Genomic DNA, 12,440 nt, shown 5'->3' on the forward strand with positions numbered 1-12,440 from the left:
CCCGAGTTGCACGCACACTCACGCAACCTGGAGGCCTCCATGAGTCACGCCCCTGCTTTCATCACCTGCTCCGCCCTGTCCTTCGACTGGCCCGACGGCACTCCCGTCTTCGACGGGTTCCAACTCGCCGTCGGCCCCGGCCGCACCGGCCTGATCGGGCTCAACGGCTGCGGGAAGTCCACCCTGCTGAAGCTGATCGCCGGCGAACTGGCCCCCACCGAGGGCCAGTCCTCCGTCGCCGGCCCGGTCGGATACCTCCCGCAGAACGTCACCCTCGACACGGCGCTGCGCGTGGACGAGGCCCTCGGCATCCACACCACCCGCGCCGCGCTCCACGCCATCGAGGCGGGCGATGCCACCGAGGCGAACTTCACCGCCGTCGGCGACGACTGGGACGTGGAGGAGCGGGCCCTGGCCACGCTCGACCAGCTCGGTCTCGCCCGGATCGGCCTGGACCGGACCGTCGGTGAGCTCTCGGGCGGCGAGTCCGTACTGCTGCGGCTGGCCGCCCTGCTGCTCGCACGCCCCGACGTCCTACTGCTGGACGAACCCACCAACAACCTGGACCTGCGGGCCCGGGGCCGGCTGTACGCGGCGGTCGAATCCTGGTCCGGGGTGATGCTGCTGGTCAGCCACGACCGGGAGCTACTGGAGCGGGTCGATCAGATCGCCGATCTGCGCGACGGCGAAGTCCGCTGGTACGGAGGGAACTTCACGGACTACGAGGACATGCTCGCCGCCGAGCAGGAGTCGGCCGAGCGGATGGTCCGCGTCGCGGAGGCCGACGTACAACGGCAGAAGCGCGAACTGTCCGACGCACAGGTCAAGTTGGCGCGGCGCAAGCGGTACGGACAGAAGATGTACGAGAACAAGCGCGAGCCGAAGATCGTGATGGGCGCACGCAAACGCGCGGCCCAGGAGTCGGCCGGCAAGCACCGGATCATGCACACGGAGAAGCTGGCACAGGCGAAGGAGCGGCTGGACCAGGCCGTGGAGGCGGTGCGCGACGACGACGAGATCCGGATCCAGCTGCCCGCTACCCAGGTCCCGCCGGGGCGGCGCGTGCTGACCCTGAGCGATGTGCACCTGGCGCACGGGGCCTCGGTCCCGGGCGAGTGGGAACTGCGGGGTCCGGAGCGCATCGCACTGGTCGGTCGCAACGGGTCGGGCAAGACCACGCTGCTGCGCACGATCGCGGGGCAGCTCCCGCCGGGGTCCGGGGAGGCGGTGACGCATGTGACCACGAGGTTCCTGCCGCAGCGCCTCGACGTCCTGGACGAGAGCCGGTCGGTGGTGGAGAACGTGGCACGGTTCGCCCCGCAGGCCACCAACAACCTGATCCGGGCGCGACTCGCGCACTTCCTCTTCCGCGGCGGCCGGGCGGACCGCCCGGCCGGCACCCTGTCGGGCGGCGAACGCTTCCGGGCGGCGCTGGCGGCCCTGCTGCTGGCGGAGCCCGCTCCCCAGCTGCTGATGCTGGACGAGCCGACGAACAATCTCGACCTCGCCAGCGTGCGGCAGCTGACCGGCGCGCTGGAGTCGTACGAGGGCGCGCTGGTGGTGGCGAGCCACGACGTGCCGTTCCTGGAGTCGATCGGCATCACGCGCTGGCTCCTGCTCGACGGCGAGCTCCGGCCGACGACGGCCGAAGAGGTCCGCGAGACGCTCTGGCACGAGTGAGCGAGCCCGCTGCCGGCCCTGCTTCCGATCCCGCTTCGCTGCCGTCCGTGGACACCCGTGTCCACGGACGGCAGCGAAGCGGAACCCGTTCCGGCCGTCAAAAGTAAAAATTTCGAAGCACCTGACGGCGTGATTTTGCCCCATCGGACGCCTCTCAGACCCCCTATAAACTGCACCGATAACTGGATGTAACCAGACATACACCCGCCCGGGGTTGGCTGGCCTTGATGTCGCGCTTAACCTACGACTCCGTAAGCTACGGAACCGTAGGTAATTCGCTTTGCACCCAGGAGTACCCGTGACGATCACCTCTCCCCACCTCGGTAGCTCGGAGGCGTGGACAGACGCCAAGCTGCTGTACGCGCTGGAAGAGGTGGTCGAGAAGGAACTCAACCGCCATCTGAAGGTCACCAAGGACTGGATGCCCCACGAGTACGTCCCGTGGAGCGAAGGCCGGAACTTCCCCGGCTTCTTCGAGGACGGCGAGGCCTGGGACCCGGAGCAGTCCAAGGTCACCGACATCGGCAAGATCGCCCTGGTCGTGAACCTGCTGACCGAGGACAACCTCCCCAGCTACCACCACGAGATCGCCTCGCTCTTCGGCCGCAACGGCGCCTGGGGCACCTGGGTGCACCGCTGGACCGCCGAGGAGGGCCGTCACGGCATCGTGATGCGCGACTACCTGCTGGCCTCGCGCGCCGTGGACCCGGACAAGCTCGAAGCGTTCCGCATGCAGCACATGTCGGAGGGGTTCGAGTCCGACAACCGTCACTCCATGCTGCACTCCGTGGCGTACGTGGCCTTCCAGGAGCTCGCGACCCGCATCTCGCACCGCAACACCGGCCACCAGTCCGGTGACCCGGTCTGCGACCGGATGCTGGCCCGCATCGCGCAGGACGAGAACCTGCACATGATCTTCTACCGCAACCTGCTCGGCGCGGCCTTCGAGATCGCCCCGGACCTCACCATGCAGGCCGTGCGGGACGTCGTCGTCAACTTCCGGATGCCCGGACACGGCATGCCCGGCTTCGAGCGGATGGCCGCACAGATGGCCATCGGCGGGGTCTACAACATGCGGATCCACCACGACGACGTGCTGAGCCCCGTGATCCGCTTCCTGAAGATCATGGACATTGACGGCCTCGGCCCCGAGGGCCAGAAGGCCCAGGAGGAGCTCGGGCTCTTCATGAACGGCCTGGACTCCGAGGCCCGCAAGTTCGACGAGAAGCTCGCCGCCCGCGCCGCGCGCCTCGCCGCCCGCAAGGGCTGACCGATTTCCGCTCGCTCGGGCGAGTGAAGCCGATTGCCCTGGCAGAGCCGAGCTCTGCCAGGGTTTCGCGTCATGACCTCGCTCCAGGTGGACATCGACCAGCTGACCCGTCTGACGCGCGTCCTGGACTCCTCACTGGCCTCCCTGCGGGACGCCCGGCGCGCACTGGACCACGTACGGGCCGACCAGCTGGGCACGGCAGATCTCGACAAGGCCTGTGACGGCTTCCAGGAACGCTGGGCCTACGGCGCGCGGGAGCTGACCAAACGCGTCAAGGACGTACGGGAGGGCGTGGACCGCAGCGCCGCGGAGTACGCGGAGCTGGACCAGGCCATCCGCGCGGCCTTCCTCCGGGCGGCGGCCGCACGTGACTGAGCACGCGGCGCTGGGCTTCGACCCGGCCCCCGGAAGCCCCGCCGCGGTACTGGCCCTGGCCAAGAAGCTCAGCGCCTCGGCCACCTCCCTCGGGGAGGCCTCCCGGGTGGTGAAGGACCTGGTCTCCCACAGCTCGGCCTGGCAGGGCGAGGCCGCCACCGCCTTCCGCGCCTGCCTCTCGCAGGACCTCCCCCGCTACCTCGGCTCGGCCCACACCTCCCTCGCGGACGCGGCCCGCCGGCTCACGGGGTGGCACGACACCCTGGTCTCCCACCGCGCGCTGGCCACCCGGTACGAGGCCCAGGCCGGCGCGGCGAAGACCGAGGAGGCCCTCACCGACGCCCGCCGCCTGGCCCGCGAACTCGCCGCCGAGCATGCGGCGGCGGCCCGCCGGGTGGCACAGACCCTGAACGCGGCAACGGACCGCCTGGCCCCGAAAGAACCGGGCCTGCTGGCCTCCATCTGGAACAAGATCGTCGACGACCCGGCCGACGCGATGTCGAACGCGTCGGCGATCCTTGGCGCGATCGGTGCGGGCGTAGCCCTCCTCTGCCCGCCGGCGGGACTCGCGATCATGCTTGTCGGGAGCGGCTTGTCCTTGGCGGCTCTGGCGATGCACACCTCGGACCCGAAGTTCCGCAAGTCCCTGTCCGACGGCTTCACGAAAGGCCAGTTCGACGCGGACTTCTGGAAGAGCAGCGTGACACTGCTCGGAGACACGGTCGGAGCGGTACCGGGAGTCGCAGCAGTCGCCTCCGGCGCCAAGGCGGGCACGTCAGCAGCCCGGGCAGCAATGGCCGCGGCCCCGGAAGGAAGCGCCCTGACGGGGCTCGCCCCCGGAGCCACCGCGTTCAGGCAGACGGCGTGGTCCACATCCGACGACCTTCGGCAGCTGGACAGCCCCCTCACCGGATGGGCCATGCGGTCATCGAGTCAGGACGCCAGAGACCGGGTGGGCGTGGCGGTGGCGGGTACCGGCGCGCTGACCGCCGCGGGTGACTACGGCCCGGACAATGAAACGGTCGAACACAGCTCAACAGCGGTGGACGGCACGCGCGGGGTCCTCGACGACACTCCCTCGGCGATCAGGAAATCAGGCCACGTCTGGTCGGCGCTGAGGCCATGACGCATCAGAGCAGCATCCCGCCGATCTGGTTCCGTCTCCCTCCGGGCTTCCATGACGTCGGCCCTGGCGATGCCGCGTCCTTGGACGCGATCGCGGAGACATTGGAGAGCCCTGCTGCCCAGCGGGAACTGTCCCACCTAGTCAATGGCCTTGAGGAGCTGGCGGGGCACGACGTCGTGCACAGCGCGCTCGGCTTTCATCCCGAAGAGCCGGTCGGGGTCGCGACCTCGTTGTTCTCCCTGATGATCCGACGGGTCGAGCAACCCAATCCCCGGCTCGCCGTGGCACGCACGGCTCTTGCCATCGCTCGCTCCTCGCTCTGGACCGGGGCCGTCCGCCGCTCCGTCGACCTGCCATCAGCCCTTCCGTGCTGCCTGGTTGCAGGGACCATTTCCGTGCCCGCTGTTGACCATCATCTGTTTCAGGCCAGAGTCGCGACCGTCCATCCGGGCGGGCTTCATCTGCTTGTCCTCGATCTGACCAGCGCCTCCACCCAACACTCGGACGCCTACACGGACATCCTCGAAGCGGTCGCGCACACCCTCCAGTTCACCGACCCCGACCCGAGTGTGCCGAAGGGCAACGGGACCTCACGCATCCTGGAGTTGCTCCAATGAGCATCACGCTCACCAAGTCTGCTTGGGACCACCCTCCGACTGTGGTCGGCTACAAGCGCCTGGCCCTACGGCGCCTCGGATGGGTGCTCAGCCTCGGCGGCCCGCCCCTGGCTGCCCTCGCCTGCACCGGCTTTGTCCCCTACGCGGGCATGACTCTTGCCCTCATGATCATTCTCGTCACACCCTATTTGCCCTGGGTGATCGTCGCGTACTTTCGTCGGCGGCGCGTCGCAGCAGTGCTCCAGACCTACCCGTGGCGCGAGTGGCCGTGCCAGCACCCGCGCAGGCCGCCCGGAAGCCCCAGGACCGTCGCCATCCCCTTCCGCGAGGACTTCACGGCCATGTTCCGGATCATCCCGTTCCCCGTCCCGCTCGCAACGCTGGAAGACAACCACCCGGACCGCATCTGGTTCGCGGGTGACCCCCGCTTCGGTGGCGTCGTGTCGCCCGTCGGTGGGCATTACCCCGTGCGCGTCGTCCCCCACACGCCGCGCCGGGAGGAATGCGGTGGCGAGGGGTTCGAGCTCGCGCGGCGGGTGGGGTTGGTACGTGGGAGTGGGAAGGCGACCCGCACCTGATCAGCGACGCGGGCGCAGGGCGAGGCGTTCGGACTCCGAGAGGCCGCCCCAGACCCCGAAGCGCTCATCATTCGCCAGGGCGTACTCCAGGCACGCAGCCCGCCCCTCGCACGCCCCGCACAGCCGCTTCGCGTCGCGAAGCGAGGAACCGGGCTCCGGGAAGAAGAAGCCGGGGCCCGTCTGGGCGCAGAGGGCGAGGTCGTACCAAGCGGTGTCAGTGGTTGCGGTAGAGGTGTTAATCGACATGCCGGTGATCCTGACCGCCGCGGATGGACGTCCGATCAACGACTGATCAACACGCTGTCATGCACCGGGCGCAGGTGCGTCGGCTACCGGCCGGCTACTGCCGTCCGCGCCGGGGTGAGCGGTACCTTGCCGCCGCCTCCTCCACCTTTGCCGCGTACCTTGAAGTGCCTTTGCCAGTACGGCCGTTGGGAGTCCTGCACCGGGCCGGCGAAAGCCGTTCGGTCTGTCGTGCCGGCCGAACCGCGCCTCATGGAATCCTGCGGCGCCGCCGATGTCGGGAGCGTCGAGGTCCACCCGGTTCGGGGAGCCGTCCATGTGCAGTCAGTGGTGACCGTGGTCCGAACTCCCTCCCCCGCCGTACCTTCCAGCGCTGCCCTGTTCCTTCGAGCATCGCACCCCCCACTGACAACGAGGCTCTTCCCGCACTGAGTGAACGACCGTGCGTTCGGTAAGATGGTGCTATGGCTGACGGACGCGTAGAACGCGGCAACCAGACGCGGCGGGCCGTGCTCGACCGGACGATGAGCCTCGCTTCCGTGGACGGCCTGGAAGGCCTGTCCCTGGGGAAGATCGCCGCCGATCTCGGTCTGAGCAAGAGCGGGGTCTTCGCGCTCTTCGGGTCGAAGGAGGACCTGCAGCTCGCCACTGTCCGGGCCGCCGTCGAGGTGTTCCGGGACGAGGTCGTGCGGCCCGTGCACCGGGATCCCGACGGCCTGCCCAAGGTGTGGCGGCTGTGCGAGCGCTGGCTCGGCTACTCCGGGCGCCGGGTCTTCCCCGGCGGGTGCTTCTTCTACTCCGTATCCGCCGAGTTCGACGCACGCCCCGGGCCGGTACGGGACGAGGTCGCCAAGGCGCGCTCCGACTGGACGCGCTACGTCGAGCGCCTGCTGGACGAGGCGCGGCTGGCGGGTGGGTTCAGGGAGCCGGTCGGCGCGGACGAGGTACCGCAGCTGGCCTTCGAGCTGACGGCCCTGATGGAACTGGCCAACGGGCATTCCGTCCTGCACGGGGACCCGCTCGCCTACGAGCGGGCCGGCCGCGGCATCCTCGGCCGGCTGCGTGCGGTGGCGGCCGCCCCGGAGGAACTCCCGCAACGACCGCCCGTGTTCAGCTCGCCGTCCTGACCCCGCCGGTCACACGCGACGGGCGGTGGACGGCTCGGCCGTGGCATTTGCCTGCGACACCGCGAACTCGACCGCCGCCCCGATGACAGCGGGGTCGGTGAGGATACGGCGATGCCCGAGGCCGGCGGTCTCGATGAGGCGGGCCTGCGGGCCGTAGGCGTGTTGTTATCTGCTCGCGAATCACACCTCATCGCACCTGTCTGTTGACCTTCACATCAGTCGCCGTGTCATCGAACCCAGTCGAAGATCTTCTTGACCTTGGCGTGCCAGGATGCCGGGGACACGACCGTCGGCACGTCGATGGACCGGAGCCAGCCATGATCAGCGGTGCGCATGTCATCCTCTACAGCCAGGACGCCGAGGCGGACCGTGCCTTCATCCGTGACGTCCTCGACTTTCCCGGCGTCGATGCGGGCGGCGGCCGGGCCGCCGATCTCGGGCAGTTCGAGGAGGGCGTCCAGAGTGGTCCGCCAGTCCGGTACCGCGTTTTCGACCAGCGGGCCGATGAAGGACTCGAAGACCTCGTCGACCGGGCCCCCGGTCTGCATCGCCCGCCGGAATTCGGCACGGGCCTGCTCGGCGGCGGCGGAACGGGGCCGGTCACCGCACCCGACGGCGTCGATGGTGGCCACCGCGAAGCCGCGCGCCGCGGTGTACCGCGCCCGGGCCACCAGCCGGGGGTCGGCCTTGGGCAGGCCGTTGTTGTGGGACATCAGGATGAGCGGGACCGGTGGGGCGGATTCAGGCGTCCACAGGGTGCCGGGGATCTCGCCGAGGGTGAATTCACGTTCGAGGACGCCGTCGTCGAGGCGCTGCTCAGAAACGAAGTGCATGGTCAGGCCTTTCGGGAGTGCTGTTGAACGGCGCTCCCGGACGACCTGCCTACCGCCCGACCGTGACCCCGGAGGGGAGCACCCATGTCGATACTGCGTTCACGGGTACCACCTCCTCGGTCTTTCGCACGGCCGCCGCAAAGCTAGCAGTGGCCACCGTGGCCCGCCAACGGCTTTCTGTGGGGCCCGCGCCTGGCTCGGCCGCGCCGGTGGGGGCCGCGCCCCGCTCGGGTGATCGCTAGGCTCGCGCCATGTCTATCGATGCCGGATTCACGTGCTCCTGCTGCGGCGAGCACCACGCGGAGCTCCCCATGAGTTACTCGACGATCGCCCCTGATGTCTGGGATCCCGGATTCGAAACGGATCCGGACTGCATGCTGTCATCCGACCAATGCGTGATCAGGGGCCAGCACTTCTTCATCAGAGGTCTGATCGAGATACCGGTGGTCGACAGCGAGGACGTCTTCTCCTGGGGTGTCTGGGTCTCTCTGAGCAGGGACAACTTCGCCCGCGTCCTCGAGGTGTGGAACACGCAGGGCCGCGAGGCCGAGAAGCCGTACTTCGGATGGCTCAGCACCGAGCTCGCGCTCTACCCCGAGAGCACCACCGACTTGAAGACCAACGCCCACACCCGCCCGATCGGCAAGGGCCCCTTCATTCAGCTGGAGCCCACCGACCACCCCCTCGCCGTTGAACAGCGCACCGGGATCACGCTCGACCGGGTGCGTGAGATCGCCATGGCCGTGCTGCACCCGGCCTGATCGGCCCGACCGGATCACGAAACCGTGAACACGATCGCCGTCCGCCCCTGGCAATCCCCTGCCGAGTCCGCCGGTTCCGCCGAGTCCAGTGCGCCGCCGGCGGTCAGTCCTCGTGCTTCGCCCGGCTGGGCTGGACGCGCTTGGGTTCGCCCGGCATCTTCGGATAGTCCGGGGGGTAGGGCATGTCGCCCAGGCCGTGCTCGTGTTCGTCGCGGGCCGCGAGTTCCAGCACGGCGTCCAGGGTGAAGGCGTGCTCGTCCATGTCCGCGTGCAGGTCGCCCAGTTCGGCGAAGCGGGCCGGCATCGTCACGATGTCGAAGTCGCGCGGCTCTGCGTCGTCCACCTCGTCCCAGCGCAGGGGCGCCGATACCGGGGCGTGCGGGCGCGGGCGGACGGAGTAGGCGGAGGCGATCGTGCGGTCCCGTGCCGTCTGGTTGTAGTCGACGAAGATCCGCTCGCCGCGCTCCTCCTTCCACCAGGCCGTCGTGACCTTTCCCGGCATACGGCGTTCCAGCTCCCGGCCCAGCGCGATGGCGCACCGACGGACCTCGGTGAAGGTCCAGCGCGGCTCGATCGGCACGAAGACGTGCAGCCCGCGGCCGCCCGAGGTCTTGGGCCAGCCGCGCAGGCCCAGCTCCTCCAGCAGGGCGCGCAGTTCGTGGGCGGCCGCCACCGCATGGTGGTAGTCGGTGCCCGGCTGCGGGTCGAGGTCGATCCGGAGTTCGTCGGGACGGTCGGTGTCATCGCGCCGTACCGGCCAGGGGTGGAAGGTGAGGCAGCCCAGGTTGGCCGCCCACAGGACGGCGGCCGGTTCGGTCGGGCAGATCTCGTCGGCCGTGCGGCCGCTCGGGAAGGCGATGTGGGCGGTGGGGATCCAGTCGGGAAGGTTCTTGGGGGCCCGCTTCTGGAAGAAGGACTCGCCGTCCACCCCGTCCGGGAAGCGCTCCAGGGTCGTCGGCCGGTTGCGCAGGGCGCGCGTGATGCCGGGCGCGACCGCCAGGTAGTACTCGGCCACGTGCCGCTTGGTGAGGCCGCGCTCCGGGAAGTACACCTTGTCGGGGCTGGACAGCCGAACCGTCCGTCCGCCCGCATCCAGCTCGATCGCATTACCGGCAGCACCCATGTGCGCCACGGTAGGCGGGCCCGGCCATGCGTGCATACCGGGCGGGTCCGGACGTACCACCGCAGAATCGAAGACATGGATCTGCCAGTGATGCCGCTCGTGAAGCCGATGCTCGCCAAGTCCGTCGCAAAGATCCCGCCCGGGATGCAGTACGAGGCCAAGTGGGACGGCTTCCGGGCCATCGTGTATCGCGACGGCGCGGAGGTCGAGATCGGCAGCCGCACGGGCAAGTCCCTGACCAGGTACTTTCCCGAACTGGTGGAGGCTCTGAAGAGCAATCTGCCGAGCCGCTGCGTCGTGGACGGCGAGATCGTGATCGTGCAGGGCGGGCGGCTCGATTTCGACCGGCTGACCGAGCGGATCCACCCCGCGCAGTCCCGCGTCGCCCTGCTGGCCGAGACCACCCCCGCCAGCTTCGTCGCCTTCGATCTGCTCGCGCTCGGCGACGAGTCACTCCTCGACACCCCGCTCGCCGACCGCCGTACCGCCCTCGTCCGGTCCCTCTCCACTGCTCGGCCCCCCGTGCACATCGCGCCCGCGACCACTGATCCCGCGCTCGCGCAGGAGTGGTTCGAGCGGTTCGAGGGCGCCGGGCTCGACGGGGTGATCGCCAAACCGCTCGATCTCCTCTACCGGCCCGATGCCCGCCTCATGTTCAAGGTCAAACACCAACGTACGGCCGACGTCGTCGTCGCGGGTTTCCGTTTCCACAAGAGCGGTCCGATTGTCGGATCACTGCTGCTAGGCCTGTACGACACCGCCGGCACCCTCCAACACGTGGGCGTGTGTGCGGCCTTCCCCATGAAGCGCCGCGCCGAGCTCGTCGAGGAACTGGAACCGCTGCGGATGTCCGACCCCACCGGCCATCCGTGGGCCGCCTGGGCCGAGGAGTCCGCCCACGAGAGCGCCCGGCTGCCCGGCGCACAGAGCCGCTGGACCGGCAAGAAGGACCTCTCCTGGGTCCCGTTGCGCCCCGAGCGGGTCGTCGAGGTGAAGTACGACCACATGGAGGGCGACCGCTTCCGGCACACCGCCCAGTTCCACCGCTGGCGGACCGACCGGGAGCCCGGGAGCTGCACCTACGCCCAGTTGGAGGAGGTCGTCGGCTACAACCTCGCCGAAGTCCTCGGCCCGGCCACCGGACCCGCCGACACCACCGGTACCACCGCCGGACCCGCCGAAAGCGCTGGTACCGCCGACACCACCGGTACCGCCGGTACCGCCGAAAGCGCCGCGCACGCCTCGCCCACCGGATCCGCCGAATGAGCGGCCGGCACCGGCCTCACCCTGCCGTCAGCTTCTCCCACTCCTCCCGGTCCGGCCCCGCCACGTTCGGCACGTAGTCCGGCCGGGCCGCCAGCCAGCGCGCCACCCGCGCGCGGATCTCCGGATCGGCGTACGCCCGTTCCGGTGGCTCCACCAGGTGCCGGACCCTCGCCCGCGCCCGCATCACCTCGGGATCCTCCAGCGCGCAGTCGAACAGGGCGGACACCTCACGCGCCGTCGTACCGCGCCCGGCCCGCGTCGCGAAACGCTCCCCGATCGCCGCGTCGGCGACCACCTGGAAGTCGAACCACGGCTTCAGGGTGCGCTCCGCCCAGGCGTGGTGTTCGACGGCGTACCGGGCCGATCCCGGGTCCCGGTGCGCCGTACGCGCCACCCTGCGCGCGGCCCACAGGGCCAGCGACGCGCCCTGCCCCAGCGTCGGGTTGGTGTGCGTGATCGAGTCACCGACCGGCACCAGCCCGGTCACCACCGGGCCCTGCTCGTCGACCAGCGCGCTCCACCGGTTGTCCAGGCTCGCCGTGGCCAGCACACCCGACAGCGGCTCGGCGTCCAGGGCCAGCCAGGCCTCGCCGGGCGGGAAGGCGCGCGCCGCCGCCTCGAAGACGGCCGGATCGCGCAGCGCCGACCGGGTGGTATCCGCGGTGTGCACGAACAGCGTCACGGCGAAGACCCGATTGTCGGCCGGGAAGACGGCGCACCCGGCGAAGGACCCGCCGGTCACCGCCCACGGCCTGCGCGGGCCTTCGTCCATGTCCTCGGGCAGCCGGTACCAGCGGCAGAAGTAGGCGAGCCCGGTGCGGTGGCGTTCCACGACGGGCGGCCGGCAGCCCGCCTCGGCCAGCCTGCGCTCGGTGCCCCCGCGCCGCCCGCAGGCGTCCACGACGAGGTCGCCGCGGTAGCTCCCGGTCTCGGTGGTCACTCCCTGCACCTGGATCGCGTTGGCCCCGGGCGGTCGCGGGGCGGTGATGAGTCCGGTGACCGGTTCCCCGTACCGGACGACGACCCCCGGTTCCACGCGCAGCGCCGTGGCGAGCGCGCTCTCCAGCACGATGCGCCGGGCCTGCAGCATCACGAGGTCGTCGTCGCCGGGCAGCGCCGGCGGGCGCACGTCGAACCAGTCCAGCTCGTGCCGCTCGCGGGCGCCGAGGCGCAGCATCTCCTCGTGGACGTCGGGCAGGTCCCCGCACAGGACGTTGCGGGCCGCCCCGAGCAGCACGTGCGGCTGGGCCGCCTGCGGTACGGTCGGCCGCCGCCAACCGAAGAAGTCATGGTCGAGCGCGGTGCCCGGGGCCCGCGCGTCGCGTTCGAAGACCTCCGCCGTGTGTCCGCGCCGCGCCGCGAGCAGGGCGGTGGCGGGCCCCGCGACACCTCCGCCGATGACCAGCACATGTGCCATGGAGCGTCCCCCCGAGCCGTTGAT

Annotated in this window: 13 protein-coding genes; 9 read left to right on the forward strand and 4 right to left on the reverse strand. The window is 70.1% G+C overall.

Translation table 11 applies throughout. The annotated features are described in order from the left end of the window. The first annotated feature begins 39 nt into the window (after nucleotides 1-39). The 6 genes from ACIQZO_RS20605 to ACIQZO_RS20630 all read left to right on the forward strand — a co-directional run bounded on the left by ACIQZO_RS20605 (nucleotide 40) and on the right by ACIQZO_RS20630 (nucleotide 5,646). Entirely contained in the window at nucleotides 40-1,680 is a 1,641-nt protein-coding gene (locus tag ACIQZO_RS20605; protein ID WP_403627977.1) for an ABC-F family ATP-binding cassette domain-containing protein, read from the forward strand. A gap of 298 nt (nucleotides 1,681-1,978) precedes the next feature. Beyond that, nucleotides 1,979-2,950 (forward strand): acyl-ACP desaturase, encoded by a 972-nt coding sequence (locus ACIQZO_RS20610; protein WP_403627978.1) that lies wholly within the window; start codon nucleotides 1,979-1,981, stop codon nucleotides 2,948-2,950. Between the two features lie 72 nt (nucleotides 2,951-3,022). After that, entirely contained in the window at nucleotides 3,023-3,325 is a 303-nt protein-coding gene (locus ACIQZO_RS20615; protein WP_403627980.1) for a hypothetical protein, read from the forward strand. Further along, nucleotides 3,318-4,451 carry a hypothetical protein gene (locus ACIQZO_RS20620; protein ID WP_403627982.1) on the forward strand — a complete coding sequence of 378 codons (1,134 nt, stop codon included), beginning with the start codon at nucleotides 3,318-3,320 and terminating at the stop codon, nucleotides 4,449-4,451. Before ACIQZO_RS20615 ends, ACIQZO_RS20620 begins: the two co-directional genes overlap by 8 nt. Then, nucleotides 4,448-5,068, forward strand: a complete 621-nt coding sequence (locus ACIQZO_RS20625; protein ID WP_403627983.1) for a hypothetical protein — start codon at nucleotides 4,448-4,450, stop codon at nucleotides 5,066-5,068. Before ACIQZO_RS20620 ends, ACIQZO_RS20625 begins: the two co-directional genes overlap by 4 nt. After that, nucleotides 5,065-5,646 (forward strand): hypothetical protein, encoded by a 582-nt coding sequence (locus tag ACIQZO_RS20630; RefSeq protein ID WP_403627985.1) that lies wholly within the window; start codon nucleotides 5,065-5,067, stop codon nucleotides 5,644-5,646. The genes ACIQZO_RS20625 and ACIQZO_RS20630 overlap by 4 nt, the downstream gene beginning before the upstream one ends. On the opposite strand, the gene ACIQZO_RS20635 is transcribed toward ACIQZO_RS20630, so the two are convergent. Beyond that, entirely contained in the window at nucleotides 5,647-5,892 is a 246-nt protein-coding gene (locus ACIQZO_RS20635; RefSeq protein ID WP_403627986.1) for a WhiB family transcriptional regulator, read from the reverse strand. A 461-nt stretch (nucleotides 5,893-6,353) separates the two neighbouring features. On the opposite strand from ACIQZO_RS20635, the gene ACIQZO_RS20640 reads away from it, so the two are divergent. After that, nucleotides 6,354-7,016 (forward strand): TetR/AcrR family transcriptional regulator, encoded by a 663-nt coding sequence (locus ACIQZO_RS20640; protein WP_403627987.1) that lies wholly within the window; start codon nucleotides 6,354-6,356, stop codon nucleotides 7,014-7,016. A gap of 227 nt (nucleotides 7,017-7,243) precedes the next feature. Here the strand turns inward: ACIQZO_RS20640 and ACIQZO_RS20645 are convergent, their stop codons facing one another. Beyond that, nucleotides 7,244-7,849 (reverse strand): hypothetical protein, encoded by a 606-nt coding sequence (locus ACIQZO_RS20645; protein WP_403627989.1) that lies wholly within the window; start codon nucleotides 7,847-7,849, stop codon nucleotides 7,244-7,246. Nucleotides 7,850-8,100: 251 nt separating this feature from the next. Between ACIQZO_RS20645 and ACIQZO_RS20650 the strand changes: the two genes are divergently transcribed. After that, on the forward strand, nucleotides 8,101-8,610 hold the full coding sequence (locus tag ACIQZO_RS20650; RefSeq protein ID WP_403627991.1) for a DUF2199 domain-containing protein: 510 nt from the start codon (nucleotides 8,101-8,103) through the stop codon (nucleotides 8,608-8,610). 103 nt (nucleotides 8,611-8,713) lie between these two features. On the opposite strand, the gene ligD is transcribed toward ACIQZO_RS20650, so the two are convergent. Beyond that, nucleotides 8,714-9,733, reverse strand: coding sequence for a non-homologous end-joining DNA ligase (ligD, locus tag ACIQZO_RS20655; RefSeq protein WP_403627993.1), 1,020 nt, complete (start codon nucleotides 9,731-9,733; stop codon nucleotides 8,714-8,716). A gap of 75 nt (nucleotides 9,734-9,808) precedes the next feature. Between ligD and ACIQZO_RS20660 the strand changes: the two genes are divergently transcribed. Beyond that, nucleotides 9,809-10,999 (forward strand): ATP-dependent DNA ligase, encoded by a 1,191-nt coding sequence (locus tag ACIQZO_RS20660; protein ID WP_403627995.1) that lies wholly within the window; start codon nucleotides 9,809-9,811, stop codon nucleotides 10,997-10,999. Between the two features lie 16 nt (nucleotides 11,000-11,015). Here ACIQZO_RS20660 and ACIQZO_RS20665 read toward each other — a convergent pair whose 3' ends face one another. After that, complete coding sequence (locus ACIQZO_RS20665) at nucleotides 11,016-12,416, reverse strand: NAD(P)/FAD-dependent oxidoreductase (RefSeq protein WP_403627997.1); 1,401 nt, start codon at nucleotides 12,414-12,416, stop codon at nucleotides 11,016-11,018. Nucleotides 12,417-12,440: the final 24 nt, after the last annotated feature.

The organism is Streptomyces sp. NPDC097617, from assembly GCF_044761485.1.
Lineage (GTDB): Bacteria > Actinomycetota > Actinomycetes > Streptomycetales > Streptomycetaceae > Streptomyces.

Bases quoted from the DNA above. Each gene is read 5' to 3' on its own strand.
- ACIQZO_RS20605 (WP_403627977.1), top strand. From the start codon at position 40: ATGAGTCACGCCCCTGCTTTCATCACCTGCTCCGCCCTGTCCTTCGAC.
- ACIQZO_RS20665 (WP_403627997.1), bottom strand. From the start codon at position 12,416: ATGGCACATGTGCTGGTCATCGGCGGAGGTGTCGCGGGGCCCGCCACC.
- ligD (WP_403627993.1), bottom strand. From the start codon at position 9,733: ATGGGTGCTGCCGGTAATGCGATCGAGCTGGATGCGGGCGGACGGACG.
- ACIQZO_RS20640 (WP_403627987.1), top strand. From the start codon at position 6,354: ATGGCTGACGGACGCGTAGAACGCGGCAACCAGACGCGGCGGGCCGTG.
- ACIQZO_RS20650 (WP_403627991.1), top strand. From the start codon at position 8,101: ATGTCTATCGATGCCGGATTCACGTGCTCCTGCTGCGGCGAGCACCAC.
- ACIQZO_RS20645 (WP_403627989.1), bottom strand. From the start codon at position 7,849: ATGCACTTCGTTTCTGAGCAGCGCCTCGACGACGGCGTCCTCGAACGT.
- ACIQZO_RS20660 (WP_403627995.1), top strand. From the start codon at position 9,809: ATGGATCTGCCAGTGATGCCGCTCGTGAAGCCGATGCTCGCCAAGTCC.
- ACIQZO_RS20615 (WP_403627980.1), top strand. From the start codon at position 3,023: ATGACCTCGCTCCAGGTGGACATCGACCAGCTGACCCGTCTGACGCGC.
- ACIQZO_RS20635 (WP_403627986.1), bottom strand. From the start codon at position 5,892: ATGTCGATTAACACCTCTACCGCAACCACTGACACCGCTTGGTACGAC.
- ACIQZO_RS20625 (WP_403627983.1), top strand. From the start codon at position 4,448: ATGACGCATCAGAGCAGCATCCCGCCGATCTGGTTCCGTCTCCCTCCG.
- ACIQZO_RS20630 (WP_403627985.1), top strand. From the start codon at position 5,065: ATGAGCATCACGCTCACCAAGTCTGCTTGGGACCACCCTCCGACTGTG.